General features: G+C 72.9%; 22 protein-coding genes and 1 pseudogene. 10 read left to right on the forward strand and 13 right to left on the reverse strand.

Annotated elements, in window-relative coordinates:
- The first annotated feature begins 340 nt into the window (after positions 1-340).
- Positions 341-1,339 (forward strand): tryptophan--tRNA ligase, encoded by a 999-nt coding sequence (gene trpS / locus AB0I82_RS22240; RefSeq protein WP_363259097.1) that lies wholly within the window; start codon positions 341-343, stop codon positions 1,337-1,339.
- A gap of 130 nt (positions 1,340-1,469) precedes the next feature.
- On the opposite strand, the gene proC is transcribed toward trpS, so the two are convergent.
- The 4 genes and pseudogenes from proC to AB0I82_RS22260 form a co-directional block, all read right to left on the reverse strand.
- The gene (gene proC / locus AB0I82_RS22245) at positions 1,470-2,279 is read right to left on the reverse strand and encodes a pyrroline-5-carboxylate reductase (protein WP_363259628.1); all 810 of its coding nucleotides are present in this window, start codon (positions 2,277-2,279) and stop codon (positions 1,470-1,472) included.
- A gap of 53 nt (positions 2,280-2,332) precedes the next feature.
- The gene (locus AB0I82_RS22250) at positions 2,333-2,800 is read right to left on the reverse strand and encodes a hypothetical protein (RefSeq protein WP_363259098.1); all 468 of its coding nucleotides are present in this window, start codon (positions 2,798-2,800) and stop codon (positions 2,333-2,335) included.
- Positions 2,801-2,871: 71 nt separating this feature from the next.
- The gene (locus AB0I82_RS22255; RefSeq protein WP_363259629.1) at positions 2,872-3,711 is read right to left on the reverse strand and encodes an ABC transporter permease; all 840 of its coding nucleotides are present in this window, start codon (positions 3,709-3,711) and stop codon (positions 2,872-2,874) included.
- Positions 3,712-4,089: 378 nt separating this feature from the next.
- Positions 4,090-4,686 (reverse strand): annotated as a pseudogene (locus tag AB0I82_RS22260) (ABC transporter ATP-binding protein); the annotation flags it as partial.
- 302 nt (positions 4,687-4,988) lie between these two features.
- Between AB0I82_RS22260 and AB0I82_RS22265 the strand changes: the two are divergent.
- From AB0I82_RS22265 to AB0I82_RS22275, 3 genes are all read left to right on the forward strand, one after another.
- A complete protein-coding gene (locus AB0I82_RS22265; protein ID WP_363259099.1) occupies positions 4,989-5,423 on the forward strand; it encodes a hypothetical protein in 435 nt (144 codons plus the stop codon).
- A gap of 209 nt (positions 5,424-5,632) precedes the next feature.
- On the forward strand, positions 5,633-7,303 hold the full coding sequence (locus AB0I82_RS22270) for a SulP family inorganic anion transporter (RefSeq protein ID WP_363259100.1): 1,671 nt from the start codon (positions 5,633-5,635) through the stop codon (positions 7,301-7,303).
- Between the two features lie 159 nt (positions 7,304-7,462).
- Complete coding sequence (locus AB0I82_RS22275; protein WP_363259101.1) at positions 7,463-8,884, forward strand: M1 family metallopeptidase; 1,422 nt, start codon at positions 7,463-7,465, stop codon at positions 8,882-8,884.
- A 10-nt stretch (positions 8,885-8,894) separates the two neighbouring features.
- Here AB0I82_RS22275 and AB0I82_RS22280 read toward each other — a convergent pair whose 3' ends face one another.
- Both AB0I82_RS22280 and AB0I82_RS22285 read right to left on the reverse strand, forming a co-directional pair.
- Complete coding sequence (locus AB0I82_RS22280; RefSeq protein ID WP_363259102.1) at positions 8,895-9,437, reverse strand: hypothetical protein; 543 nt, start codon at positions 9,435-9,437, stop codon at positions 8,895-8,897.
- Between the two features lie 52 nt (positions 9,438-9,489).
- Positions 9,490-9,801, reverse strand: a complete 312-nt coding sequence (locus AB0I82_RS22285; RefSeq protein ID WP_363259103.1) for an SH3 domain-containing protein — start codon at positions 9,799-9,801, stop codon at positions 9,490-9,492.
- A 149-nt stretch (positions 9,802-9,950) separates the two neighbouring features.
- Between AB0I82_RS22285 and AB0I82_RS22290 the strand changes: the two genes are divergently transcribed.
- On the forward strand, positions 9,951-12,317 hold the full coding sequence (locus AB0I82_RS22290; RefSeq protein WP_363259104.1) for a serine/threonine-protein kinase: 2,367 nt from the start codon (positions 9,951-9,953) through the stop codon (positions 12,315-12,317).
- Positions 12,318-12,385: 68 nt separating this feature from the next.
- Here AB0I82_RS22290 and ilvD read toward each other — a convergent pair whose 3' ends face one another.
- The 4 genes from ilvD to AB0I82_RS22310 form a co-directional block, all read right to left on the reverse strand.
- A complete protein-coding gene (gene ilvD / locus AB0I82_RS22295) occupies positions 12,386-14,239 on the reverse strand; it encodes a dihydroxy-acid dehydratase (RefSeq protein ID WP_363259105.1) in 1,854 nt (617 codons plus the stop codon).
- Between the two features lie 152 nt (positions 14,240-14,391).
- Entirely contained in the window at positions 14,392-15,024 is a 633-nt protein-coding gene (locus AB0I82_RS22300; protein WP_363259106.1) for a TetR family transcriptional regulator, read from the reverse strand.
- A complete protein-coding gene (locus tag AB0I82_RS22305) occupies positions 15,021-15,845 on the reverse strand; it encodes a sugar phosphate isomerase/epimerase (RefSeq protein ID WP_363259107.1) in 825 nt (274 codons plus the stop codon). Before AB0I82_RS22305 ends, AB0I82_RS22300 begins: the two co-directional genes overlap by 4 nt.
- Before the next feature lie 148 nt (positions 15,846-15,993).
- Positions 15,994-16,938, reverse strand: coding sequence for a Ppx/GppA phosphatase family protein (locus tag AB0I82_RS22310; RefSeq protein WP_363259108.1), 945 nt, complete (start codon positions 16,936-16,938; stop codon positions 15,994-15,996).
- A gap of 45 nt (positions 16,939-16,983) precedes the next feature.
- Between AB0I82_RS22310 and AB0I82_RS22315 the strand changes: the two genes are divergently transcribed.
- The gene (locus AB0I82_RS22315; RefSeq protein ID WP_363259109.1) at positions 16,984-17,847 is read left to right on the forward strand and encodes a hypothetical protein; all 864 of its coding nucleotides are present in this window, start codon (positions 16,984-16,986) and stop codon (positions 17,845-17,847) included.
- A gap of 78 nt (positions 17,848-17,925) precedes the next feature.
- Here the strand turns inward: AB0I82_RS22315 and AB0I82_RS22320 are convergent, their stop codons facing one another.
- Positions 17,926-19,653, reverse strand: coding sequence for a sigma-70 family RNA polymerase sigma factor (locus AB0I82_RS22320; protein ID WP_363259110.1), 1,728 nt, complete (start codon positions 19,651-19,653; stop codon positions 17,926-17,928).
- 213 nt (positions 19,654-19,866) lie between these two features.
- Between AB0I82_RS22320 and radA the strand changes: the two genes are divergently transcribed.
- Positions 19,867-21,309 carry a DNA repair protein RadA gene (radA, locus tag AB0I82_RS22325; protein ID WP_363259111.1) on the forward strand — a complete coding sequence of 481 codons (1,443 nt, stop codon included), beginning with the start codon at positions 19,867-19,869 and terminating at the stop codon, positions 21,307-21,309.
- 202 nt (positions 21,310-21,511) lie between these two features.
- Positions 21,512-22,636 carry a DNA integrity scanning diadenylate cyclase DisA gene (disA, locus tag AB0I82_RS22330; RefSeq protein WP_363259112.1) on the forward strand — a complete coding sequence of 375 codons (1,125 nt, stop codon included), beginning with the start codon at positions 21,512-21,514 and terminating at the stop codon, positions 22,634-22,636.
- Positions 22,637-22,684: 48 nt separating this feature from the next.
- Here disA and AB0I82_RS22335 read toward each other — a convergent pair whose 3' ends face one another.
- Together AB0I82_RS22335 and AB0I82_RS22340 are read right to left on the reverse strand one after the other, a co-directional pair.
- Positions 22,685-23,503: a hypothetical protein gene (locus AB0I82_RS22335; protein ID WP_363259113.1), complete on the reverse strand. Its 819-nt coding sequence runs from the start codon at positions 23,501-23,503 to the stop codon at positions 22,685-22,687.
- A 157-nt stretch (positions 23,504-23,660) separates the two neighbouring features.
- A complete protein-coding gene (locus tag AB0I82_RS22340) occupies positions 23,661-24,137 on the reverse strand; it encodes a pyridoxamine 5'-phosphate oxidase family protein (RefSeq protein ID WP_363259114.1) in 477 nt (158 codons plus the stop codon).
- Positions 24,138-24,347: 210 nt separating this feature from the next.
- Here AB0I82_RS22340 and AB0I82_RS22345 point away from each other — a divergent pair, with 210 nt between their 5' ends.
- Together AB0I82_RS22345 and AB0I82_RS22350 are read left to right on the forward strand one after the other, a co-directional pair.
- Positions 24,348-25,397 (forward strand): A/G-specific adenine glycosylase, encoded by a 1,050-nt coding sequence (locus AB0I82_RS22345; protein ID WP_363259115.1) that lies wholly within the window; start codon positions 24,348-24,350, stop codon positions 25,395-25,397.
- A gap of 280 nt (positions 25,398-25,677) precedes the next feature.
- Positions 25,678-26,229, forward strand: a complete 552-nt coding sequence (locus AB0I82_RS22350) for a SigE family RNA polymerase sigma factor (protein ID WP_030260466.1) — start codon at positions 25,678-25,680, stop codon at positions 26,227-26,229.
- Positions 26,230-26,382 lie beyond the last annotated feature (153 nt).

Consider the following 26,382-nt stretch of genomic DNA (forward strand, 5'->3'; position numbering starts at 1 on the left):
ATTGTTCCCGAAGGAAGGCCGTGCAGTAGTGGGTTGCCGCCGGTGCGGCGTGAGTGGCTGCCGCAAAACCGTTACGGCTGTGTGGCAACTCGGAGGACACTACACGAGGCCCCGGGTTCGTTCAAACCCGTGCCCGGCGGCGGTCCGGGCAGTACCGTGGGGGTCATGCATACGCGTGCGCTCGTACAGCAGTGGTGGCCCGCCTGACGGCGGCCGACCACAGCGCATGCATGATCACGGCCGCCGCCTCCGGCGGCCGTTCGCGTTTCTCCCTCCCGCAGCCGGCCGTCGGATCGGTGCGGCGGTCTCCACGTACGTACGTATAAGGAGACAGGCAGAGATGGCGCAGCAGCGGATCTTCAGCGGGGTAAAGCCGACCGGGCACCTGACGCTGGGCAATTACCTCGGGGCGATGCGGCAGTGGGCGCAGGAGGAGCAGCACCGGGCGGACGCGCTGTTCTGCGTGGTGGACCTGCACGCGCTGACCGTGGACCACGATCCGGCGCGGGTGCGGCGGCTCACGCGGCAGGCGGCGACGCTGCTGCTGGCCGCCGGTCTCGACCCGGAGAAGTGCACGCTCTTCGTGCAGAGCCAGGTGGATGAGCACACGCGGCTGGCTTACCTGATGGAGTGCACGGCCACGGACGGCGAGATGCGGCGCATGATCCAGTACAAGGAGAAGGCCGCGCGGGAACGGGAGCGGGGCGGGAGCGTACGGCTGTCACTGCTGACGTATCCGGCGCTGATGGCGGCGGACATCCTGGCGTACGGAGCGGATGAAGTCCCCGTGGGTGAGGACCAGACGCAGCATGTGGAACTGACGCGGGATCTGGCGGTGCGGTTCAACCAGCGGTACGGGCACACATTCGTGGTGCCGCGGGCGACCAATCCGAAGGTCGCGGCTCGGGTGATGGATCTGCAGGAGCCGACGTCGAAGATGGGGAAGTCGCATGCGCGGACGGCCGGGATCGTCTACCTGCTGGATGAGCCGGAGGCGGTACGCAAGAAGGTGATGCGGGCCGTCACGGACGCGGGCAGCGATGTCGTGTACGACCGGGAGGAGCGGCCGGGGGTCGCGAATCTGCTGGATGTGCTGGCGGCGTGTACGGGCGGGGAGCCTCGGCGGCTGGCGGAGGAGTACGACTCTTACGGGGCGTTGAAGAAGGACGCGGCTGAGGCGGTGGTGGAGGTTTTGCGGCCGGTGCGGGAGCGGCATGGGGAGCTTGCGGCGGATCCGGCTTATGTGGATGGGGTGCTGCGGGACGGGGCCGCGCGGGCGCGGGAGATGGCGCGGCCGCGGGTGGATGCGGCCTATCGGGCGGTGGGGTTGCTGGGGTAGCGGGGGCGGCGCGCTGTGGGGGCGCGGGTGGGTGGGGGCGGCTCCCCGCCGCGGGGGTGCCGCTGTGCCCACCCGTGCCGCCCTTAGCGGCACGATTGCCCACAGCGGCGGCGGATGTGGCAGAGGAAGGTCAGCCGTTACCCGAAGCGAGTTCGCGGCTGCGGTCTCGGGCGGCTTCCAGAGCCGCGATAAGGGCGGCGCGTACGCCGTGGTTTTCCAGTTCGCGGATGGCGTTGATGGTGGTGCCGGCCGGGGAGGTGACGTTTTCGCGCAGCTTGACCGGGTGCTCGCCGCTGTCGCGGAGCATCACGGCGGCGCCGATGGCGGCCTGGACGATCAGGTCGTGCGCCTTGTCGCGGGGCAGGCCGAGGAGGATGCCGGCGTCGGTCATGGCCTCGACGAGGAAGTAGAAGTAGGCCGGGCCGGAGCCGGAGAGTGCGGTGCAGGCGTCCTGCTGGCTCTCGGGGACGCGCAGGGTCTTGCCGACGCGGCCGAAGATCTCCTCGGCGTGGGCGAGGTGCTCGGCGGTGGCGTGGGTGCCGGCAGAGATGACGGACATGCCCTCGTCTACGAGAGCGGGGGTGTTGGGCATGACCCGTACGACGGGCGTGTTCGGGGCGAGCCGCTCCTCGAAGAAGGAGGTCGGGATGCCGGCGGCGCCGCTGATGACGAGGCGGTCGGCGGGGACGTGCGGGGCGAGCTCGTCCATGAGCGTGCCCATGTCCTGCGGCTTGACCGTGAGGATGAGCGTGTCGGCGGCCTTGGCGGCCTCGGCGTTGCTGACGGTCTCGACGCCGTACTTCTCGCGGAGCTGGGCGGCGCGCTCGGGGCGGCGGGCGGTGACCAGCAGGTCGGACGGGGACCAGCCACCGCGGATCATCCCGCTGAGCAGGGCTTCGCCGATCTTTCCGGTACCGAGTACTGCGACCTTCTGGGTCATGGTGCGGTTCACCTCTACGCTGCGCCGGGCCTGGGCCTTGTCCGTCCGTACGGTCATCGTCGCATCGGGTGGGGCGGGCGTGCGGGGGTGTTCCACGTTGTGGGCGAGTGGCCGGGCGGGGAGGGGGCTGTGGTCACCGGGAGGGGGACGTGGCCGCAGTCGTTCCGGGGTTCCCGCAGGCCGGCGGCGGGGCCTGTGGAGCGCGCCGCGAGGCGGCCCTTGCCCTGGTCGGGGCTGAACCATTGGATCCGGTACAGCCCGCTGCCCGCCGGGATCAGCGTGGTCCGCTGCGGGCCGACCTCGTCGCACGGCCGCTGTACAGCCACGAGGGAGTCGTACCGGCCGTCCGGGACGCGCCCGTCGGTCAGACACGGGTCCGGGGCGCTCAGGGGGTGGAGGAGTACTGGGCCGGTGGGGACTGCGGCCTTCTCCTCCAGCTGGCGGTAGGGCAGGCCGGATCGTTCCTTCAGGCGCCGCGTTGCCTCTGTGAATTCGGCCGTGTCTTGCGCCTCGTACGGCACTGAGCTCTCCCCATTCCCCGTGGCGTCATAGTGCACGGGAGATGACGCCATGGGGAATGGGCATTTCTCGGTCAGCGCGTTCGGCGGCGGAGGGTGGCGGCGCCCAGGGAGAGCACCAGGAGGGCGCAGCCGGTGACGATCGCGGTGTCGCGGAGGAAGGCGCCGGTGACGTCGGAATGGCGGAGTACTTCGTTCATGGCGTCGACCGCGTACGACATCGGGAGGGCGTCGGAAAGGCCGGAGAGTACCGGCTGCATTTCGTCGCGCGGGGTGAAGAGGCCGCAGAGCAGGAGCTGCGGCATCAGGACCGCCGGCATGAATTGCACGGCCTGGAATTCGGAGGCGGCGAAGGCCGAGACGAAAAGGCCGAGGGCGGTACCGAGGAGGGCGTCCAGGACGGCCACCAGGAGCAGTAGCCAGGGGGAGCCGGTGACGTCCAGGTCCAGCAGCCATACGGACAGGGCGGTGGCGAGCGCGGACTGGACGACGGCGAGCAGGCCGAAGGCGAGGGCGTAGCCGGCGATCAGGTCGGCCTTGCCGAGCGGCATGGCGAGGAGGCGTTCGAGCGTGCCGCTCGTGCGTTCTCGGAGGGTGGCGATGGAGGTCACCAGGAACATCGTGATCATCGGGAAGATGCCGAGGAGGGAGGCGCCGGTGGCGTCGAACGTGCGGGGGTTGCCGTCGAAGACGTAGCGGAGCAGGGCGATCATCGCGCACGGGACGATGAGCATGAGGGCGATGGTTCGGGGGTCGTGGGTTAGTTGGCGTAGGACGCGGGTGGTGGTGGGCGCGGTGCGCGATGTGCGGGCGGCGGGGTGCGGTGCCGCGGCGGGGTGCGAAGGGCGGGCTGCGCCGTCGGGGTGCGGGGTGCGGTTGCTCGCCTCCCGGCGTGGGGGTGCCGCTGTGCCCACCCTCCCCCAAGCTCTCGACTTCGCTCGAGCAGGGGGGACCCCCATCGCCCCAGCGGCACGATTGCCCACAGCGGCGCTGGGGGTGGGGGAGGCCGGGGCGGCTCGATTGCCCACAGCGGCGGCGCGGCTGCCCACAGCGGTGGGGGCGGGGGAGGCGGAGTCGGCGCGGCTGCCCACAGCGTCCACCAGGTGCAGGAATGCCGCCTCCACCGTTGGAGTCCCCGTGTGGCTCGTCAGTTCGGCCGGAGTGCCGTCCGCCAGGACGCGGCCCTCGCGCATCAGGAGGAGGCGGTCGCAGCGTTCCGCTTCGTCCATGACGTGGGACGAGACGAGGAGGGTTGTGCCGCGGTCGGTGGCGAGGGTGTGGAAGAGGGTCCAGAGGTCGCGGCGGAGTACGGGGTCGAGGCCGACCGTGGGCTCGTCGAGTACCAGTAGTTCGGGGTCGCCCAGGAGCGCCACCGCGAGGGAGGCTCGGCTGCGCTGGCCGCCGGAGAGGTTCCCGGCGAGTACGTCGGCGTGCGAGGCCAGGTCCACGTCGGCGATGGCTCGGTCGACGGCCGCCCGGCGCGCCGCGCGGGCGCTCCGCCCGGGGAGCAGGATCTCGGCGAAGTACGCGAGGTTCTGGCGGACGGTGAGGTCGTCGTACACGGACGGGGACTGGGTCACGTAACCGATCCGGGGCCGCAGCGACGCCTCGCCGGCGGGCCGGCCGAGGACGTCGAGCGTGCCGGTGACGTTCGCCTGGGTGCCGGCGATGGCGCGCATGAGCGTGGTCTTGCCGCAGCCGGAGGGGCCGAGGAGGCCGGTGACCTGGCCGCGCGGGACGTCGAAGGCGAGCGCGTCCAGGACGGTCCGGCCGCCGCGGACCACGGAGAGCCCCCGGGCGCGTACAGCAGGGAGATCCGGGGCGCCCGCCTTCCCGGCCCCGCTCGTCCTCTTGGTCTCACCCGTCTCGCCGGACGCGTAATTCACCATGTGTTGAATATGCGCCTGTACAGAACGAGGCGTCAAGACCCCACCCAGGGGAACCTGCCGAGGAAGGTAGACGTTCGGTAAAGGTGTGCACGTTGTGTCACGGACCGGAGCCGCCGAGCGGTCGGAGGGTCCGGCGTGTGGGGGTTCCGGGCGTGCTCCCGGCGGCCGCCGGAGCGCACGGAGAAGATCGTTCCGCTCCGATAACACCGCGTTAACTTGACGGTTACACGCGGACTTGCCGTGGGACAACCATCTTTGGACACAATGGAATTGACTGTCCACGGACGCCGGAGGGGGCGACGATGGGGAAGCCGGGTACCGCGATACGCCCTGCCCTGACGCTTCTCCTGGCCGTACTGCTGACCCTGCTGTCCACGGCGGGCTTCGCCTTCGCCGAGCCCGCGCAGAGCAGCAGCAAGATACGGGCGACCGCGCCCGCGAGCGACGGGCCCCTGCCTGCCGCACCCGCGCCCGCCTCCCCCGCCACCGAGGTCAAACACACCGCCAAGAAGAGCGGGAGCGAGGGCGAAGTCGGCCCCGAGACCGCTCATCTCCGGCGGGCCGTCCGGGTCTCTGCCGGACCGCCCACTCCCCCCGATCCGCGCGCTATGTGCGTGTGTTGCCGTACCGCACCGGCGGACGAGCACGAGCCGGCCGTACCGCTCACCCGCGCGCACGCCAAATCACTGCAGAGAACCGGTCAAATACCCCTCACTCTCTGTGTTTTCCGCTGCTGAGGGATGTCACGACGGGCTTCCCCCTTGCCCGCGCACCGCACGGGCGTACGTCGCCACAGAACGGCTGACCGGAACCGGCTGCTGACCGGTCCCGGCGATGCCCGCTGACCTGGCGTACCCACGCCCGCTCGTACGGATCCAGCCATCCATCCGCAACAGCTCCCGCCTGCAGCACGCACTGCCGGCGGGTACCAGCTGGAGGCATCCTCATGCGCAATTTCGTCGACCGGATCTTCAACTCCCGTCTCGGTCCCCCGGGCACCGCCGGACCGCCGGGCGCCCCCGCCCCCGGGCGCGGCACCCTCCGTGCCGACTTCACTGCCTCGCTCGTCGTCTTCCTCGTCGCCGTACCGCTCTGCGTCGGCGTCGCCGTGGCCTCCGGCGTACCCGCCGAACTCGGCCTGGTCACCGGCATCGTGGGCGGCCTGCTCACCGGCCTCCTGCCCGGCAGCAGCCTCCAGGTCAGCGGCCCGGCCGCGGGCCTGACCGTGCTCGTATACGAGGCGGTGAAGGAGTACGGCGTCGGTGCGCTCGGCATCATCGTCCTCGTCGCCGGCCTGCTTCAGCTGGCCATGGGCGCGCTCAAGCTCGGCCGGTGGTTCCGCGCGATCTCGGTCGCGGTGGTGCAGGGCATGCTCGCCGGCATCGGTCTGGTGCTGATCGCCGGTCAGGTGTACGCCCTCGCCGACGCGAAGGCGCCCGGCAGCGGCCTCGCCAACCTGGGCGGACTGCCCGACCTGTTCATGGACACGGTCGGCTCGAACTCGGCCCTCGCCGCGCTCGCGATCGGCGTCGGCACGATCGCCGTGCTCGTTCTGTGGCCGCGCTGGAAGAAGGCCGCGAAGGTGCTGCCCGCGCCGCTCGCCGCGGTGGCCCTCGCCACGCTCGCGGTCTTCGCGTTCGACCTGCCGGTCGCCCGCGTCGAGGTACAGGGCCTGCTGGGCGCCATCCAGCCGCCCGGCGCCGACGACTTCGCGCGCGTCGCGGAGTTCGGCATCATCGGTACGGTGCTCGCCTTCACGCTCATCGCGTCCGCCGAGTCGCTGTTCAGCGCGGCGGCCGTGGACCGGCTGCACGACGGGCCGAAGACGGACTACGACAAGGAGCTGATGGCCCAGGGCGCGGGCAACGCCGTCTGCGGTGTGCTCGGCGCGCTGCCGATGACCGCGGTCATCGTGCGGAGCTCCGCCAATGTGTCGGCCGGCGCGAAGACCAAGGCGTCCCGCGTGCTGCACGGCGTCTGGCTGCTGGTGTTCGCCGCCGCCTTCCCGGCCGCGCTGGGCGTCATCCCGGTGGCGGCGCTGGCCGGTGTCCTGGTGCACGCGGGCTTCAAGCTGATGCCGCTGAAGGACATCCGTCCGCTGTGGCGCGATCACCGTGGTGAGGCCGTCGTCCTCGCCACGACCGCCATCGCCATCGTGGTCACCAACATGTTCGAAGGCGTGATCATCGGTCTGCTCATGGCGGTCGCGAAGACCGCCTGGGAGACCTCGCACGTGCACCTGGAGGTGTCCGGCGGCGGCTCCGGCAGCCACGGACGCGAGTCCCACAGCGTCGTGGTGGCCAAGTCGGTGCACGGCTCCGGCTCCGCGCCGACCGCCACCCTCGATGAGGCCGAGCCCGCGACCGCCAAGGCGGCGGAGCCGGTCCGGGTACGCGCCGTCGGCAACGCCACCTTCCTGCGGCTGCCGCGCCTCCTCGACCAGTTGGAGGCGCTGCCCGCCGACCGCGAGATCCAGCTGGACCTCTCGGGCCTGCGCCACCTCGACCACGCCTGCGAGGCGGCGCTCCTGGGCTGGGCCGAGCAGCGCCGCCGTGAGCTCACCGAGCCGGCCGGTGTGAGCATCGATCACATGCCGGTGCGCGGGGCCGCCTCCTGACCCGCCACCGCTGAAGCGGGCCCTCTGAAGCAGGGCCCTCGTCCTGGGACGTCCCTCTGGTGGCGGAACGCGTTCCCGTCACCAGGGGGATACAGGAATCCGTACGACCTCATAAGGTCAGCGCAACTTCCTGTCCCCCACACCACCCCAGGACTCCCCGTGAATCGCCGGCCCCTGCGCGCCTGTGGCGCGACCGCCGCCCTGTCCGTGGCCCTTCTGCTGTCCGCCTGCACCCACGACCTGGCGGCCGGCCCCGCCGGCACCGCGGCCGTGGACGGCCGGGACACGCTCGGCGACCCGCTCTTCCCCGCCCTCGGCAACGGCGGCTACGACGTACGCCATTACGCGATCGGCCTGGACTACGACGTCCGGCACGGCAGCCTGGACGCCACCGCCCGGCTCTCCGCGACGGCACGGCAGCGCCTGGCCTCCTTCTCCCTCGACCTGCACGGGATGAAGGTGACGCGCATTCAGGTGAACGGCGAGAAGGCGGAGTTCTCCCGCCGGGGCGACAAGCTGCGGGTCCGCCCGGCGAGCGCGCTGCCGAAGGGGAGGACCTTCCGCACGGCCATCGCGTACGAAGGGCGCCCGACGGACTTCGCCGACCCCGACGGGTCGAAGGAGGGCTGGGTCCGCACGGCGGACGGGGCGTTCGTCGTGGGCGAGCCGGCCGGGTCGCAGACCTGGTTCCCCGGCAATCACCACCCGAGCGACAAGGCCTCGTACGACATCACGGTCACCGTCCCCCAGGGCTACACCGCCGTCGCCAACGGCGAGTTGAAGGGGCGACCGACGGCGAAGGGAGGGACGCGGACCTTCCGCTGGCACAGCGGGGAGCCGATGGCGTCCTACCTCGCCACCGCCACCATCGGGAAGTTCCGCGTGCGGACCGGCCGTACGGAGGAGGGCGTGCCGCTGTATGTGGCGGTGGACCCGAAGGAGGCCAAGCGGAGCGCCGGGCCGCTCGCGCGCCTCTCGGAGATCATGAGCTGGGAGAGCGGGATCTTCGGCCCGTACCCCTTCTCCTCCGCCGGGGCCATCGTCGACCACCCGCCCCGGGGCATCGACTACGCCCTGGAGACGCAGACCAAGCCGATCTACTCCGGGGCGCCCGACGAGGTGACCGTGGTGCACGAGATGGCGCATCAGTGGTTCGGCAATTCGGTGTCGCCGGAGACGTGGCAGGACATCTGGCTCAATGAGGGCTTCGCGACGTACGCGGAGTGGCTGTGGGCCGAGCGCCACGGGGGCAAGGGGCCGCAGGAGCAGTTCGACGCGCACTACCGGCTGCCCGCGGGCGACCCGCTGTGGGCCTTCCCGCCCGGCCGTCCGGGCAAGGCGGAGAACGTGATGGCCGCGCCGGTGTACGAGCGCGGCGCGATGGTCCTCCAGCAGCTGCGGAACGCGGTCGGCGACCGGACGTTCTTCCGCATCCTGAAGGAGTGGCCCGCCGCGCACCGGCACGGCAACGCCGGGTCGAAGGAGTTCATCGCCTTCTGCGAGCAGCGCGCGGGGAAGGATCTGAGTGGATTGTTCAACGCGTGGCTGTACGGGGAGGGGAAGCCGGGCCGTACGTACTGACGCCGGGCGGTCAGCGGCGCTTCTTGCCCTTGCCCTTCGCGCCCTGTTTGCGGGCCGCGGGGTTGCCCGTACGGGCGGTGCGCCGGCGGGCGTGCCGCTCGCGGGCCGCTTCGTACTCCGCGCGGTGCAGCTTCTCGCCGGGCGCCTCGATGAGCGCGCGGCAGAAGTAGGCCAGCAGCGAGCCGATGAAACCGATCATCATCAGGCTCTGCGCGGACTTCTCGGCCTTTTCGGCCGCCCGGTCGGCGGCCGGTTCGCGGCGCCGGACGAACCCCTCCCACGTACGGCGGAAGGCGAGGGCGCTGCACACCGCGAAGCAGACCACGATCAGGACGTTCACCAGCGAGCCGACCTCGGCGACGGCCAGGCCCTGGAAGGCGAAGCGCAGGACGAAGGCGCCGAGCGCGGCGAGCGCGAGCGCGCCGAGGGCCACGCCCGCGCGGCGCAGCGCGTAGCCGCCGTCGTGGTGGACCCAGGTCGTGCCGAAGAACCGGATGGCGACCGGCTCGGGCCCGGCCGGCTCGGCGGCCGGGCGCGTCTGCTCCTCGCTCATGTCTCGATTATCCCCGGCGGCACCTCGGGCGGGTGCACCGCCCGGCCGGTGGTCAGCTCGCGCAGCGCGGTGCGACGAAGCCGTCGCTCCCGGTCTGCACGTACGTGTCCGAGACGTACTCGCCGCTGCCGATGGAGTCCCAGATGTCGCTGGTGCCGTACGGGCCGCTGACCCGCTCGCCGTGGCGCTGGCAGCGGATCGGGACCGAGGAACCGGCCGGGAGCGTGCGGACGATCGCGGCGTTGGTGCTCGGGCCGCTGCGGACGTTGAGGCGGTAGCCCGGCGCGACGGGATAGCTGCGGTAGGCCGCGACGGTGCCGACCGCTTCGGCCGCGCTGTCGACGGTGTTCTCCTGCGTGCTCATTGCGCACTCCCCCGTGAAATCTTGTGTGAATACGGGGCTCAGGCTAGCAAGCCGCACCCCGGCCGTAACCGACGTCCGCCGGGCATCCACTAGGCTCCGAGCGTCGCGTCTGCGGCCGATTACGCGGCCGAATACACGGGGGTGGGGAGATGCCGCCGCTGCGGAGTTCCGGCGCCGGACCGGAAGCGGAACATCCGGAATACGCGGGGAACTACCGGCTGGAAATGCCGCTCGGTTCGGGCGGTATGGGCGTGGTGCACCTGGCGCGTTCGGCGTCCGGGCTGCGGCTCGCGGTGAAGGTCGTACACGCGGAATTCGCCCAGGACCCGGAGTTCCGGGGCCGGTTCCGGCAGGAGGTGGCGGCCGCGCGGCGGGTCAGCGGGGCTTTCACGGCGCCGGTCGTGGACGCCGATCCCGACAGCGAGCGGCCCTGGATGGCGACGCTCTACATTCCCGGACCGACGCTTTCCGCGCATGTGAAGCGGAACGGCCCGCTGCCGCTGGACGAGGTACGGAAACTGGGTGCCGGACTGGCGGAAGCGCTGCGCGACATCCACCGTGCCGGCGTGGTGCACCGCGATCTGAAGCCGAGCAATGTCCTGCTGGCGGCGGACGGCCCGAAAGTCATCGATTTCGGCATTTCGCGACCGTCCGACAGTGAAATGCGGACGGAAACCGGCAAATTGATCGGGACGCCGCCTTTCATGGCGCCCGAACAGTTCCAGCGGCCGCGGGAAGTCGGCCCGGCGGCGGATGTCTTCGCACTGGGTTCGGTACTGGTGCACGCGGCGACCGGCAGCGGGCCTTTCGATTCGGAGAGCCCGTATCTCGTCGCGTACCAGGTCGTCCATGACGAGGCGGATCTCGCGGGCGTGCCGGAGGAACTGGCGCCCCTGCTGCGCAGCTGCCTCGCGAAGGATCCGGCGGACCGCCCGACGCCGAGCCAGCTGATGGCCCGGCTCCGCGTCGACCTCCCGACGGAGCTGCACCTGGAGCCGCTGTACGCGCCGGCGGCGGCCGCGCTCGCGGGGCCCGCCCTGGCCCCCGCAACGGACCCGTCGGTGGGCCCCGAGTCGCTGGAATCGCTGGAGTCGCTCCTGGATCCCGACTCGACCCTCGACGCGCCGGAACCCCGGACCTCGGACGCGCCCGACTCGCGGACCTGGGACGCGTCCGTGCCCCGCATACCGCAGCAGTACGAGCCCGCGGAGTCCGTGCCCACCCATGTGCGCGCCAGGCCGCCCGCCGCACCGGCCGAAGCACCGGCCGAAGCACCGGCCGAAGCCCCCGCGCCCCGCGGCCGGCGCCGCTGGCCGGTCTGGGCGGCGGTCACGGCGGTCGTCGTCGGCGGGGGCGGTTTCCTGGGCGTACGGGCGCTGCTCCCGGAGGACGGGCCGCAGCGGCAGCAGCCCCGTAGTACGGCGGAGCCCTTCCACCCCTGGCGCACGGCACTGCTCGAACGTTCCGCCGACCACCCCGCCGAGATGCCGTTCTGCTCCCTCGCGCCGAAGAACGCGGCGTCCGCTTCCGGGCTCTTCTGTGCCCAGCGCGGGGTACGCGCCGCGCACCTGGACACGGAGCACGGGGCCGTGCGGTGGCGGCTGCCTTCGGGGCCCGCCGCCGACACCGATCTGCCGCCCGCCGCGCCCACGCTCTCCGGCGGCCTGCTGTACGCCCTCTCCCCCGACGGCAAGCGGCTGGACGCCTTCGATCCGGCGGCGGACGGCAAGGGCGCCCGGCGCTGGAGCAAGGACGTCTCCGCGTACGACGGGCAGGTCGCCGTCGTGGGCGACGCGGTGCTGCTCACCGCGGCGGACGGCACCGTGACCGCGCTGGACAGCCGGACGCACGAGCAGCGGTGGCGCCGCTCCTTCCCGGGGCACGCGCTGCCCCGCTTCCACGCCTACGGAGCGGCCGCCGGCACCGCGTACACGGTCACCGCGCAGAACGGCGGCCGCTCGCTCGTCACCGCGGTCGGCCTCGCGCACGGCACGGTCCGGTGGGAGAAGCGGCTGCCCGGGACGCTCGCCCCGGCCGGGACCGGCAGCGGCGGCGCGCTCTTCCTGACCTCGGCGGCGCTGGACTCCCGTACCGAGGCGGTCGTGCGGTACGAACCCGGCAGCGGCACGGTCCGTACGTATCGGCTGCCGGCGCCGCTGGACGACGCGCTCGCCACGGTGCGGGGCGACACGGTCTACCTGCTCGCCTACGGAGGCACGCTGCAGGCCGTCGGCGCGCGGACGTGGCAGGTCGAGACCTCGGTCAGCCGCGGCTCGCAGCCGGTGGTGGACGGCGACCGGCTGTACTTCAGCGCGGCCGACGGGCGGCTCCTGGCGGTGGACGCCCGGCGCGGGGCGATGCTCGGGCAGACCCAGCCGCGGCTGGCCACGGGGCGCGGCGGCTTCCTGGAGACCGTTCCGGCGCCGGTGGTCGACCCGGGCGCGCAGCGGATCTTCGGGGCGGCGCCGGACGGCACGGTCTTCGGGATGGACGCGGAGGACCCCGGCCGCTGGTAGCGGATACACGCGAGGACCCCGGCGCCGCTGGCAGCGGGCCGGGGTCCTCGTGGTCGTGGGGCGGCGGGTCAGCCGAGCTTGCTGACGTCCCGGACCGCACCCTTGTCGGCGCTGGTGGCCATCGCCGCGTACGCGCGCAGCGCCTGCGAGACCTTGCGCTCGCGGTTCTTCGGCGCGTACACGCCGCCCAGCGCCTCGCGGCGGGCGGCCAGCGTGGCCTCGTCCACGGCCAGCTCGATCGACCGCTCCGGGATATTGATCTTGATCAGGTCGCCGTCCTCGACCAGCGCGATGGTGCCGCCGGAGGCCGCCTCGGGGGAGGCGTGGCCGATCGACAGGCCCGAGGTGCCACCGGAGAAGCGGCCGTCGGTGACCAGCGCGCACGCCTTGCCCAGGCCGCGGCCCTTGAGGAAGGAGGTCGGGTACAGCATCTCCTGCATGCCCGGGCCGCCCTTGGGGCCCTCGTACCGGATGACGACCACGTCGCCCTCCTTGACCTGCTTGTTCAGGATCCGCTCGACGGCCTCCTCCTGGGACTCGCAGACCACCGCGGGGCCCTCGAAGACCAGGATCGACTCGTCGACGCCCGCGGTCTTCACGACGCAGCCGTCCACGGCGATGTTGCCGCGCAGCACCGCCAGGCCGCCGTCCTTGGAGTAGGCGTGCTCCAGGGAGCGGATGCAGCCGTTCTCCGCGTCGGTGTCGAGCGAGTCCCAGCGCTCGGACTGCGAGAAGGCGGTCGCCGAGCGCTTGCAACCGGGCGCCGCGTGGAACAGCTCGACCGCCTCCGGGGAGGGGGAGCCGCCGCGGATGTCCCATTCCTTGAGCCATTCGGCGAGGGAGGCGGAGTGCACGGAGGACACGTCCTCGTTGAGCAGCCTGCCGCGGTACATCTCGCCCAGGATGGCCGGGATGCCGCCCGCGCGGTGCACGTCCTCCATGTAGTACGTGCCCTGCGGCGCGACGTTCGGCGCCACCTTGGAGAGGCAGGGGACGCGGCGGGAGACCTCGTCGATGTCGGTGAGGCCGAAGTCCTGGCCCGCCTCCTGGGCCGCGGCCAGCAGGTGCAGGATCGTGTTGGTCGAGCCGCCCATGGCGATGTCCAGCGCCATGGCGTTCTCGAAGGCCGCGCGGGAGGCGACGTTGCGCGGCAGGACGGTCTCGTCGTCCTGCCCGTAGTAGCGCTCGGTGATCTCCACGACGGTCCGGCCGGCCCGCTCGTACAGCGACCTGCGCGCGGTGTGGGTGGCGAGCACGGAGCCGTTGCCCGGCAGGGCCAGGCCCATGGCCTCGGTCAGGCAGTTCATCGAGTTGGCGGTGAACATGCCGGAACAGGAGCCGCAGGTCGGGCAGGCGTTGTTCTCGATCCGGAGGATGTCCTCGTCGGAGATGTTCTCGTTGACCGCGTCGGAGATCGCGTCGACCAGGTCCAGCTTGCGGACCGTGCCGTTGACCAGCGTGGCCCGGCCGGCCTCCATGGGGCCGCCGGAGACGAAGACCGTCGGGATGTTCAGCCGCATCGCGGCCATCAGCATGCCCGGGGTGATCTTGTCGCAGTTCGAGATGCAGATCAGCGCGTCCGCGCAGTGCGCCTCGACCATGTACTCGACCGAGTCGGCGATCAGGTCGCGGGAGGGCAGCGAGTACAGCATGCCGCCGTGGCCCATCGCGATGCCGTCGTCCACGGCGATGGTGTTGAACTCCCGGGCGATGCCGCCCGCCTCCTGGATCGCCTCGGAGACGATCCGGCCGACCGGCGCGAGGTGGGTGTGGCCCGGCACGAACTCGGTGAAGCTGTTGGCCACCGCGATGATCGGCTTCCGGCCGATGTCCGCGCCCGCTACGCCCGATGCCTGCATAAGGGCACGGGCGCCCGCCATGTTGCGGCCGTGGGTAACGGTGCGGGACCTCAGCTCAGGCACGATGGTCACTCCCTTGGGGTTCGTCTGCGGCACGCGGCTGCGGACACATTCCGCACCACGTATCACCTGATCCCGAGGTTACGCTGCCGATCCAAGATCTGGACAGCACCTCCAGAATATGAGACATCTGCCCGCAGTACGGACGCGTACGCTCATGCCTCCGCGAGGTACCGCTGGAGCGTCGGCGCGACCATCCGGACGATGTCCTCGGGATCGGCCGAGGCCAGCGGCTCGACCTGGACGACGTACCGCAGCATCGCGACGCCGACGAGCTGCGCGGCGGCCAGCTCGGCCCGGAGGCGCGGCTCCGGCACCGCCAGCTCCGCCGCCACCCGCTCCAGCATCCGCCGCAGCACGAAGCCGCGCAGCACCTTCGCCGCGGTCTCGTGCGTCACCGCGGACCGGATCACGGCCAGCAGCGGGGCGCGGGTGGCCGGGTTCTCCCAGATGCCGATGAAGTAGCGGGCGAACCGCTCGCCGACGCCCTCCGTGCCCTGCGCCAGCACGTCGGGCAGGTGCAGCGCGGGCTCGAACGTGACCTCGATGGCCGCGCCGAAGACCTGCTCCTTCGTGCCGAAGTAGTGGTGCACCAGCGCCGGGTCGACCCCCGCCGCTCGCGCGATGCCGCGGATGGACGCCTTGTCGTAGCCGCGTTCGGCGAATTCCGTACGGGCCGCGGCGAGAATCCGCTCCCGCGCGCCGGGACCGGCCGTGCTCTCCGTACGAGAAGGACGGCCGCGCCGCCGCGGAGCCGGCCCGGAAGCGCCCGTCCCGGGCGCGCTCACGACCCGTACACCCGGTTCGGCGAAGCCAGGTGCAGGCGGGTGAAGGCGAGGGCCTCGGCGAGGTCGGCCTCGCGTTCGGCGGCGGACATCGCGCGGCGGGTGTTGACCTCGATGACGATGTGCCCGTCGTAGCCGGTGGCGGCCAGCCGCTCCAGCAGCTCGGCGCACGGCTGCTTGCCGCGCCCCGGGACCAGGTGCTCGTCCTTGTTGGAGCCGTTGCCGTCGGCGAGGTGGATATGAGCGAGCCGGTCACCCATCCGGTCCACCATGTGCAGCGCGTCGCTGCGGGCCGTCGAGGTGTGCGAGAGGTCGACCGTGAAGTGCCGGTAGTCGTCCTTGGTGGGGTCCCAGTCCGGCGCGTACGCCAGCATCTCGCGGTCGCGATACCGCCAGGGGTACATGTTCTCGACGGCGAACTTCACGTCCGTCTCGCCCTCCATGCGCCAGATGCCGCTTACGAAGTCCCGGGCGTAGTTGCGCTGCCACCGGAACGGCGGATGCACCACGACCGTGGAGGCGCCGAGCTTCTCGGCGGCGTTGCGGGCGCGCTGGAGCTTGGTCCACGGGTCGGTGGACCACACACGCTGCGTGATCAGCAGACACGGCGCGTGGATGGCCAGCACCGGCACGCCGTGGTAGTCGGACAGCCGGCGCAGCGCCTCGATGTCCTGGCTGACCGGATCGGTCCAGACCATGACCTCGATGCCGTCGTACCCCAGGCGCGCGGCGATCTCGAAGGCCGTCGCGGTCGACTCCGGATACACCGATGCCGTGGACAGGGCGACCTTCGCATCCGGGATGCGCACCACTGGCTCCGTCACGAGGGACAGGGTACGGGGCCGCGGCTTGCGCGGGGGAGCCGACCGCCATTGGGGGGTGCCCCTGGTCCGCCGTGCGCGGCTGCGGCGCCGCGGTGGCTGGGCGCGCAGTTCCCCGCGCCCCTGGAGGGCTCGCCCTTCGGGCTTGCCCTCAGGGCGCCGACTCGCCGTTCGGGAGATGGTCCAGGCGGCGCAGGATTACTCCCTCTCGTAGGGCCCAGGGGCAGATTTCCAGTTCGTCGACGCCGAAGAGGTCCATCGTTGCCTCCGCGACCAGCGCGCCGGCCAGCAGTTGGCGGGCGCGGCCTTCGGAGACCCCGGGCAGCTCGGCGCGTTCTTCCGCCGTCATCGTGGCCAGCTGCGGTACCCATTCCTCCAGCGCCTTCCGGCTCAGTCCGCGCTGGACGTACAGGCCCTCCGCCGAGCGGGCCGCGCCGGCCAGCCGGGCCAGCTGCTTGAACGTCTTGGACGTGGCCACCACGTGGTCCGGGCTGCCGAAGCGTGTGAAGTCGCTCACCACCCGCGCGACGTCGGCCCGCACGCGGCGGCGCAGCGCCCGTACGTCCTCCGGGTCCGGCGGGTCGCCGGGCAGGTCGGTGTTGGTCAGCCGGCCGGCCCCGAGGGGCAGCGAGACCGCCGCGTCCGGGTCCTCGTCCAGGCCGTACGCAATCTCCAGCGAGCCGCCGCCGATGTCCAGGAGCAGCAGCCGCCCGGCCGACCAGCCGAACCAGCGGCGGGCCGCGAGGAAGGTGAGCCGCGCCTCGTCCTCCCCGGAGAGGACCCGCAGCGTGACGCCGGTCTCGTCGGCGACGCGGGCCAGCACGTCCTCGCCGTTGGGTGCCTCACGTATCGCCGAGGTCGCGAACGGCAGCACGTCCTCGACGCCCTTGTCCTCCGCGACCTGCATCGCCTCGCGGATCGTCGCGACGAGCCGGTCGACGCCCGGACCTGCGACGTTTCCGTCCTCGTCGAGGAGTTCGGCCAGCTTCAGCTCCGCCTTGTGGGAGTAGGCGGGAAGCGGGCGCGCGCCGGGGTGCGCGTCCACCACCAGCAGGTGGACCGTATTCGAACCCACATCGAGGACACCGAGTCTCATACACAGAAAGCTACTGCGGTCACCTCGCGCCTTTACGCTGGGGAGGTGGCGAAGACGAAAAAGGCGAAGCAGGAAAAGGCCCGCAAAAAGATGGAAAAGCAGCAAGCGCGCGGGGCGGCGCCCGACGAGGTGACCGACGAGGTCGGCCTCGACTTCGCCCGCGCCTGGGTCACGTTCCCGGACCCGGCCGACGACGAGCAGATCTTCCGGTGCGACCTGACCTGGCTCACCTCCCGCTGGACCTGCGTCTTCGGGAACGGCTGCCAGGGCATCGAGGCGGGCCGCGCCGACGACGGCTGCTGCACGCTCGGCGCGCACTTCTCCGACGAGGAGGACGAGCAGCGGGTCGCGGAACACGTGGCCCGGCTCACGCCGGACATCTGGCAGTTCCACGACGTGGGCACCGCGACCGGCTGGGTCGAGGAGGACGAGGACGACGGCGAGCGGCAGACGCGCCGCTGGAAGGGCTCCTGCATCTTCCAGAACCGCCCCGGCTTCGCCGGCGGCGCCGGCTGCTCCCTCCACATCCTGGCCCTCCAGGAGGGCCGCGAGCCGCTGGAGACCAAGCCGGACGTCTGCTGGCAGCTCCCGGTCCGCCGCACGTACGACTGGATCGACCGCCCCGACGACACCCGCGTGCTCCAGATCACCATCGGCGAGTACGACCGCCGCGGCTGGGGCCCCGGCGGCCACGACCTGAACTGGTGGTGCACGTCGGCGACCTCGGCGCATGGCGCGTCGAAGCCGGTGTACGAGTCGTACGCGCCCGAGCTCATCGAGCTGATGGGCAAGGACGCCTACGACCACCTCGCGCAGCTGTGCGCGGAACGCCTGGCAACGGAACGCCCGATGGCCCCGCACCCGGCGGACCCGGTACTGCTGCCGATGCCGGTGGTACCCAAGGCCTGAGCCCAGCCTTCAGCCCGGCAAAAATCAAGCCCGTCCGGCGATTGAGGACCGGGGGTCCGGGGGCAGCGCCCCCGGCACTCAGCCCGTCGGGCTACCCGATTCCGAGGGGGCCGGCGTCTCCGACGGCGGCGGGTCACTCGGCGACGGCTCGGACGCCGTAGGCGTAGGCGTCGGGGACGGCGGCGGCTCGCTCGGCGACGGGTCGGAGGGCGACGGCGTCGGCGTAGGTGTCGGGGAGCTAGGCGGAGCCGTAGGCGCTCCGCGGCCCTCGATCGTGATCACCGCCCCCGCCGGCTCCACGGCGACCCGTGCCCGCCAGTACCCGGCCGGCTCCCGGTCCCGGTCCACGTACACCCTGATCGTCGTCGTCTCGCCCGGCCGCAGCACCCCCGCGGTCGTACTGAACTGCAGCCACGGCGCCTCCGTATGCGCCGCCCACCGCACCGCCGTACCCCCGGACGCGGCCAGCGTGATGACCGTGAGGTCGCCGCTCGGCTGCGCCGCGACGGTCAGCCGCCCCGGCCCGGAGCGGGACCGCGAAGGGCTCGGCCCGGCCTCCCCCGGCCGCTCCCGCGCCCCGATGACCTCCACCGAGACGTCCGGCGTATGCGCACCGGGCCGGGACCGCGGGTCGGGCGTCAGCTGCGCGCTGCCGGCCTTCTCGTACGGGCTGCCGCCGATCCGGTCCCCCTCGTTGTCGCCCGCGGTGACGGCCGTACCGTCGGTCTCGCCGGTCAGCGGCGCGCCCCGGTACGCCGCCCAGAGCGCGAGCACGGGCGCCGCGAGCACGGTGGCCACCACGGTCGTGGTGAGCGCCCGGCTGCGCAGCCGGGCGTTCCGGGCGGCCCGGTCCTTGGGCCCGAGCGGGAACCCGCTGCGGTCGTAACGGGGTGCAGAACCGTTTACGCCGACCGCTCGTTTCGTGCGCCCCTGCGCCCCCTTCCCCGCTCCCTTCTCCGGCGGCTCCACCGCCCGCCCCGTACGCGACCGCAGCGCCGCCCGCATCGCCACGCGAGCCGCCGCGCGCGGCGCGGTGACCAGCGGGAGCGGCCCCTGCGCCACCGGCTCCGAGCCGGGCCAGGGCCCGCCCGCCGTCGCCCGCTCGGCCGTACGGCGGCACTCGTCGCAGGCGTCGACATGCCGCACCAGCTCCCGGAGCAGGGCGGTGCTCAGCAGCATCCGGCCGTCCCCGGCCGGTCGCGCCACCTCGGGGCAGCGGCCGGTCTCGGCCACGAGGAGCGCCGCGCGGGTGCGCTCCACCTCGCACGCCGCGGTGGACAGCAGAGCGCGGGCCGCGACCGGCTCCATGCCCAGTACGGCGGCCAGCTCCCGGGAGCCCAGCCCGTGCCGGACCGACAGCTCCAGGGCCTCGCGCTGCTCGGGCGTGGCGCCGGCGGCCTCCGGCCAGGCCAGCGCGGACAGTTCGCGCCGCCGGTCGGACTCCTCGGCGACCGCGGGCCCCGAAGGCGCACCGGGGTCGGCGAGCCGCCGCAGACAGGCCCAGCGGGCCAGCGCGTACAACCAGGGGCGGTACAGCGCCTGGTCGGACGGGCGGCGTCCGTGCTGCCGCTCGGCGAGCGCGAGCACCTCGCCGAGCACCTCGGTGGCCGCGTCGTGCTCGCACAGGACGGAGAGGCAGTACGTGAACAGCCCGTCGATATAGGGCTCATAGCGCTCGGGGGACGGGTCGTGGCGGTCGGGCCCGGCGGTCCGGCCGCCACGGCCCGCCCGCTGTGCCCGCTCCGCCCGGCCGACGGGGGGCGGAGCGGGGGCGGTGTACGTGGGGTGTCCGGGCCTGCTGCTCATCACCCGGCGACCGTAGACAGACGGCGCGGACCGGTCAGGGGCGCTCGGCCGGTTTTAATTCTTTCGGGTGACGATCTCCCTCAAAAGGGGACAGGAGTCCGAGAAAACCCCTCCCCCACACGCGCACCTGCCGTCCCGGGGCCCACCGCCCCGATACGGGCCATCCGTCGCCGCCCGGCCGCGTTGTCGGACCCCACGGCTACGGTGGCTTCCATGGCAACCCGTAAATCCCCGGCGAAGGACCGCCCGTCGTACCGCTGCACGGAGTGCGGCTGGACCACCGCGAAGTGGCTCGGCCGCTGCCCCGAGTGCCAGGCGTGGGGCACGGTCGAGGAGGCCGGCGGCAGCCCGGCCGTGCGGACGACCGCGCCGGGCCGGGTCACGACCGCCGCGCTGCCGATCGGCCAGGTCGACGGCCGGCAGGCCACGGCCCGCTCCACGGGCGTGGCCGAGCTGGACCGCGTGCTGGGCGGCGGCCTCGTCCCCGGCGCCGTCGTGCTGCTCGCCGGCGAGCCCGGCGTCGGGAAGTCCACGCTGCTGCTGGACGTCGCGGCGAAGGCCGCGAGCGACGACCACCGCACGCTGTACGTCACGGGCGAGGAGTCCGCGAGCCAGGTGCGGCTGCGCGCCGACCGCATCGGCGCGCTCGACGACCATCTGTACCTCGCCGCCGAGACCGACCTCTCCGCGGTCCTCGGCCACCTGGACTCGGTCAAGCCCTCGCTGCTGATCCTGGACTCCGTCCAGACCGTCGCCTCGCCGGAGATCGACGGCGCGCCCGGCGGCATGGCCCAGGTCCGGGAGGTCGCCGGGGCGCTCATCCGCGCGTCCAAGGAGCGCGGCATGTCCACCCTCCTGGTCGGCCACGTCACCAAGGACGGGAACATCGCGGGCCCCCGCCTCCTGGAGCACCTCGTCGACGTGGTGCTCAGCTTCGAGGGCGACCGGCACGCCCGCCTCCGCCTCGTACGGGGCGTCAAGAACCGGTACGGCGCGACGGACGAGGTCGGCTGCTTCGAGCTGCACGACGAGGGGATCACGGGCCTCGCCGACCCCTCGGGCCTCTTCCTGACCCGCCGCGACGAGCCCGTGCCGGGCACCTGTCTGACCGTCACCCTGGAGGGCCGCCGCCCGCTGGTCGCCGAGGTCCAGGCGCTCACGGTGGACTCCCAGATCCCCGCCCCGCGGCGGACGACCTCCGGCCTGGAGACCTCCCGGGTCTCGATGATGCTGGCCGTACTGGAGCAGCGCGGCCGGATCTCCGCGCTCGGCAAGCGGGACATCTACAGCGCGACGGTCGGCGGCGTGAAGCTCTCCGAGCCGGCCGCCGACCTCGCCGTGGCGCTCGCCCTCGCCAGCGCCGCCTCCGACACGCCCCTGCCCAAGAACCTCGTCGCGATCGGCGAGGTCGGGCTCGCCGGCGAGGTCCGCCGCGTCACGGGTGTGCAGCGCCGGCTCTCCGAAGCGGCGCGGCTGGGCTTCACGCACGCGCTCGTGCCGACCGATCCGGGCAAGATCCCGGCCGGTATGCGGGTCCTGGAGGTCGCGGACGTCGGCGAGGCGCTGCGCGTGCTCCCCCGCCGCCCGCGCCGCGAATCCCCGCGGAAGGAGGCGCCCGTCGAAGAGACGTCCGGGTCCCCGCTGAGCGGCCGCTGAGCCCCGGAGGCTGCCTCCGGTGTGCCGCCCCGCGCCGCCCGCGCAGGACTCCCCTAGGTAAACGGCGCGTCGCCGGTAGACTTTGCCCTGGTCTCGCCCGTCAACGCAGTCCTGCCGCAGATCGCGTCCGCGACGTACGTACGCGGCCAAGGCAACTCCGGGCGGGCTGCGGCACCGACAGACCTTGCGACGGAGGAGTGCAGTGGCAGCCAACGACCGGGCGTCGTCCCCCGGAAGGTCCGGCGGTAGCTCCGGCGGTGACAGTCTGATGCGCGCCTCGCTCAGCGCGGTCGCACCGGGCACGGCACTGCGCGACGGACTCGAGCGCATCCTCCGCGGCAACACCGGCGGCCTCATCGTCCTCGGCTTCGACAAGACCGTCGAGTCGATGTGTACGGGCGGCTTCGTCCTCGACGTGGAGTTCACGGCCACCCGGCTGCGCGAGCTGTGCAAGCTCGACGGCGCGCTGGTCCTCGACAAGGACATCACCAAGATCCTGCGGGCCGGCGTCCAGCTCGTGCCCGACGCCTCCATCGCCACCGAGGAGACCGGCACCCGCCACCGCACGGCGCAGCGGGTGTCCATCCAGGCCGGTTTCCCGGTCGTCTCGGTCAGCCAGTCCATGCGGCTGATCGCGCTGTACGTGGACGGTGAGCGCCGCGTCCTGGAGGAGTCCGCCGCGATCCTCTCCCGCGCCAATCAAGCGCTCGCCACGCTGGAGCGGTACAAGCTCCGCCTGGACGAGGTCGCCGGCACGCTCTCGGCCCTGGAGATCGAGGACCTGGTGACGGTCCGCGACGTCTCCGCCGTGGCCCAGCGGCTGGAGATGGTCCGCCGGATCGCCACCGAGATCGCCGAGTACGTCGTCGAGCTCGGCACGGACGGCCGGCTGCTCTCCCTGCAGCTGGACGAGCTGATCGCGGGCGTCGAGCCGGAGCGTGAGCTGGTCGCCCGGGACTATGTCCCCGAGCCGACGGCCAAGCGCTCCCGTACGGTCTCCGAGGCGCTCGCCGAGCTGGACGCGCTCTCCCACACCGAGCTGCTCGAACTCCCCATCGTGGCGCGCGCCCTCGGCTACAGCGGCTCCCCCGAGACCCTGGACTCCGCGGTCTCCCCGCGCGGCTTCCGCCTGCTGGCCAAGGTGCCCCGCCTCCCCGGCGCGGTCATCGACCGCCTCGTCGACCACTTCGGCGGCCTGCAGAAGCTCCTGGCGGCCAGCGTCGACGACCTCCAGACGGTGGACGGCGTGGGCGAGGCCCGCGCCCGCTCCGTCCGCGAGGGCCTCAGCCGCCTCGCGGAGTCCTCGATCCTGGAGCGGTACGTCTAGCGGTACGCCCAAACGCCTGCGGCCCGCTCAGCTCCTGCTTCGGCCCGCTCAGTCCTTCGCGAGGACGAAGGACGTGCTGTCCGGCTTCAGTCCCTGGACCGTGGCCTCGGCGAGGTAGGTGCCGGGCTTGGCGGACTTGGCGGCGGGGGTGGCGCACTGGTCGGCAGTGGGCTTGCGGTCCCACTCGACGGTGCGGGTGACGGCGGACCCGGCGGGGACCTTCACGAAGGCGCTGCCGGTGTCCGGCGGGCAGTCGTCCGAGGCGTACACATGGGCGTCGCTGTCGGTGTGACTGATCGTCAGCACCGCGGCCTTGCGGCCGAGGTCGACCTTGCAGTCCGCGTCCGAGGTGTTCTTGACGGTCAGCTCGAAGCGCGGCTTGGCGTCCGGGCCGTACGAGTTCTTGACGCTGCGCAGGGTCAGCCGCGCCGCGGAGCCGGTGCAGTCGGCGAGCGCCGAGCCGCCCGGCACGAGCACGCCGCCGCCGACGCCCGCGCCGGAGCCGCCGCCCGTACCGCCGCCTTCGCCGATCGGCGTGCCGGTGCCGGAGCCGCCCGAACCGCCGCTCCCGGTGCCGCCGGTGCCCGCGTCGGCGCCGCCCGTACCGCCGCCGTCGCCCGCCTCGTCGCGGCCGCCCGGCTTCTGGCTGATGCCGGAGTCGGTGGCGTTGGGTCCCGGGGTGATGGACGTGGCGGGACCGCCGGCCGAGCCCTTGCTGTTCGAGCTGCCGTCACCGCTGGTGTTGCCCATGTTGACGGCCCACACCGCCAGCAGCACGAGGAGGGCGAGGATCGCGCACGCGACCGCCCTCCGTCGCCAGTAAATGGACGAGGGAAGCGGCCCGATCGGATTGCGCAGAGATCCCACGCGGAAACTGTACGAGAGATCAGCCCGGATGCCAGCCAGTACCCGCCGACGGACCACCGGCTTTTCCCATCATCTGCCCGGTTCTTCCTGGTCAGGAAGGAGAATTGGCCCGGATGGGCGACCCCGTGGCGTCAACCGGCCACCTTCGTCCGCGACTTCACGCGCCCCACTCCTCCTTGTGGCCGAAACCGCGGGCGTTGTCGATCAGGCGGAGCCAGGTGGGGCGCAGCTCCCAGAAGGCGGTGTGGTTCATGGCGCCGCGGAGCTTGGGGTTGAGCGCCACGTAGGGGAAGCGGTCGGCGTACGCGCGCCAGGCGCGCCTGCGCTCCCCGCCGTCCAGGCGGCGGCACACGCCGCGCCCCTGTACGCCCGTCAGGCCGCTCCAGTCCTGGCCGTCGCGCTGGGCGGTGAAGGCGACCGGTGCCGCCGGCTGCGCGGCGGCCAGCGCGCGGCCGTGGCGGGTGGACTCGGAGGTGACGAAGAGGAGGACAGGGACGGCGGCCGGGTCGTCGTCCATGGGTGCGTACAGGACGGCGCACGCCTGGGGGCCGTCGCCGTCCGTGTAGGCGAGGGTCATGGTGGTGTGGTCGGCGAGGGCCTGCAGGATGCCGGGCGGGGGCGCGCTGTCGTTCATGACAGCATCCTCGCGCCCCGGCCGGACGCGCCGCGCGGCGCCCCGGGCCGCCTCGACCCCATCGCTCCGGGCCGCCTCGGTCCCGCCCTCCCGGCCGCCCCGCGCACGCCCCGTTGCAGCAGTGCGGGTACCACGTGCAGGTGCACAACGGGCGGCGTGGGCCCGGCGCGTTTCACCGGTGCGGGGGCCCGTGTCAGGATCGGCGGTGCCATGACTTCCACCTCTGCCACCGCCCAGTCCGCCGGCGACGCCGCCGTGGAGCCCGGCACCGGACGCCCCGCCGGGACCCCGGCGCCGCGCCCCGCCGACTCCGCCGCCGCCTCCGCCCCTGCTGCCGCATCCGTCACCGGCGCCGCCACGGATGCCGCCGACGCCGCCGACGCGGCCGGCCGGCGGCTGCACGCACCGGTCAACGACTGGTTCGACGAGCACGCCCGCGATCTGCCGTGGCGCCGCCCCGAGGCGGGTGCCTGGGGCGTGATGGTCAGCGAGTTCATGCTGCAGCAGACGCCCGTCAACCGCGTCCTGCCGGTCTACGAGCAGTGGCTGGCCCGCTGGCCCCGCCCGGCCGACCTGGCCGCCGAGCCGTCCGGCGAGGCGGTGCGCGCCTGGGGCCGGCTCGGCTACCCGCGGCGCGCCCTGCGGCTGCACGCCGCCGCCTCCGCGATAAGGGAGCGGCACGGCGGCGACGTACCGCGCGAGCACGCCCAGCTGCTGGCGCTGCCCGGCGTCGGCGAGTACACCGCGGCGGCCGTGGCCTCCTTCGCATACGGCCAGCGGCACGCGGTCCTCGACACGAACGTCCGCCGGGTCTTCGCGCGGGCGGTGAGCGGACGGCAGTACCCGCCGAACGCCACCACCGCCGCCGAGCGCAAGCTCGCCCGCGCGCTGCTGCCCGAGGACGAGGAGACGGCCGCGAAGTGGGCCGCGGCCACGATGGAGCTGGGCGCGCTGGTGTGCACGGCGCGCAGCCCGGAGTGCGTGCGCTGCCCGGTCGCCGCGCAGTGCGCCTGGCGGCTGGCCGGTTCTCCCGAGCACGAGGGCCCGCCGCGGCGCGTCCAGACGTACGCGGGCACCGACCGGCAGGTACGCGGCAAGCTGCTGGCCGTGCTGCGGGAGGCCGTCGCGCCGGTGCCGCAGGCGAAGCTGGACGCGGTGTGGCACGAGCCCGTCCAGCGGGCCAGGGCCCTGGACGGCCTGGTGGCCGACGGTCTGGTGGAGCCGCTGGCGGACGGCATGTACCGGCTCCCGCTGACCTGATCCCGGCGGTCCCGGCGGGCCCCCCGTACGGAGGGCCCGTCCTCCGCCTTGAGGAGGACCTCGGCGCCGCTCCCGTACCCCGCTGGGAGGAGCGCCGCGCCGCTGTTACACAACCGACGGATTTCCGTGCATCCGCTGTGCGGCAGTCGCGCATGACGCCGCAACACCCCCTCCGTAGCTTCGTCTTCGTGCTGGAGACGGACCGTGCGCCGAGGCGCTCGGTCCACGACCACCGGCACGGACAACGTGGGGAACGCAGGCGGAGAACGGAGGCGTCGGAATGGCGACCAGTGGCGGCAAGGTACTGGACTTCGAGGAATACGTGCGGACCCGGCAGGACGCCCTGCTGCGGAGCGCGCGGCGTCTGGTGCCCGACCCGGTCGACGCGCAGGACCTCCTGCAGACGGCCCTGGTCCGCACGTACGGGCGCTGGGACGGCATCGCCGACAAGTCGCTCGCCGACGCCTACCTGCGCCGCGTCATGATCAACACGCGGACCGAGTGGTGGCGTGCGCGCAAGCTGGAGGAGGTGCCCACCGAGCAGCTCCCGGACGCGAGCGTGGACGACGGCACCGAACAGCGCGCCGACCGTGCCCTGCTGATGGACATCCTCTCCGTACTGGCTCCCAAGCAGCGCAGCGTCGTCGTCCTGCGACACTGGGAGCAGATGAGTACGGAGGAGACCGCGGCGGCGCTGGGCATGTCCACGGGGACGGTCAAGAGCACGCTGCACCGGGCGCTGGCCCGGCTGCGCCAGGAGCTGGTGAACCGCGAGGCCGACGCGCGCGTACTGGAGCGTGACGACCAGGAGCGGGAGCGGTGCGCGGCCTGACCGGCCGCGGAGCCGTCGGTCCCCGGGCCGGCGGCGGGTGACAGGCATGGTGAGCAGGAGCGGTGTGACCAGAGGCGACGGAGCCGACGGCGGACCGGCCGGGAAGCGGCCGGGCGCTTCCGCGCGCCTGCCCGGGGGCTGGTGGCGCACGGC

Origin of the sequence: Streptomyces sp. NPDC050315 (assembly GCF_040655775.1) — a bacterium.
Classification (GTDB): domain Bacteria; phylum Actinomycetota; class Actinomycetes; order Streptomycetales; family Streptomycetaceae; genus Streptomyces.

What these genes read in the sequence shown, in the direction of transcription:
- AB0I82_RS22285 (WP_363259103.1), bottom strand. Translation starts at nt 9,801, where the DNA reads ATGAGCACGCAGGAGAACACCGTCGACAGCGCGGCCGAAGCGGTCGGC.
- AB0I82_RS22320 (WP_363259110.1), bottom strand. Translation starts at nt 19,653, where the DNA reads ATGAGCAGCAGGCCCGGACACCCCACGTACACCGCCCCCGCTCCGCCC.
- AB0I82_RS22350 (WP_030260466.1), top strand. Translation starts at nt 25,678, where the DNA reads ATGGCGACCAGTGGCGGCAAGGTACTGGACTTCGAGGAATACGTGCGG.
- AB0I82_RS22340 (WP_363259114.1), bottom strand. Translation starts at nt 24,137, where the DNA reads ATGAACGACAGCGCGCCCCCGCCCGGCATCCTGCAGGCCCTCGCCGAC.
- trpS (WP_363259097.1), top strand. Translation starts at nt 341, where the DNA reads ATGGCGCAGCAGCGGATCTTCAGCGGGGTAAAGCCGACCGGGCACCTG.
- AB0I82_RS22265 (WP_363259099.1), top strand. Translation starts at nt 4,989, where the DNA reads ATGGGGAAGCCGGGTACCGCGATACGCCCTGCCCTGACGCTTCTCCTG.
- AB0I82_RS22310 (WP_363259108.1), bottom strand. Translation starts at nt 16,938, where the DNA reads ATGAGACTCGGTGTCCTCGATGTGGGTTCGAATACGGTCCACCTGCTG.
- AB0I82_RS22280 (WP_363259102.1), bottom strand. Translation starts at nt 9,437, where the DNA reads ATGAGCGAGGAGCAGACGCGCCCGGCCGCCGAGCCGGCCGGGCCCGAG.
- radA (WP_363259111.1), top strand. Translation starts at nt 19,867, where the DNA reads ATGGCAACCCGTAAATCCCCGGCGAAGGACCGCCCGTCGTACCGCTGC.
- proC (WP_363259628.1), bottom strand. Translation starts at nt 2,279, where the DNA reads ATGACCCAGAAGGTCGCAGTACTCGGTACCGGAAAGATCGGCGAAGCC.
- AB0I82_RS22290 (WP_363259104.1), top strand. Translation starts at nt 9,951, where the DNA reads ATGCCGCCGCTGCGGAGTTCCGGCGCCGGACCGGAAGCGGAACATCCG.
- AB0I82_RS22345 (WP_363259115.1), top strand. Translation starts at nt 24,348, where the DNA reads ATGACTTCCACCTCTGCCACCGCCCAGTCCGCCGGCGACGCCGCCGTG.
- AB0I82_RS22270 (WP_363259100.1), top strand. Translation starts at nt 5,633, where the DNA reads ATGCGCAATTTCGTCGACCGGATCTTCAACTCCCGTCTCGGTCCCCCG.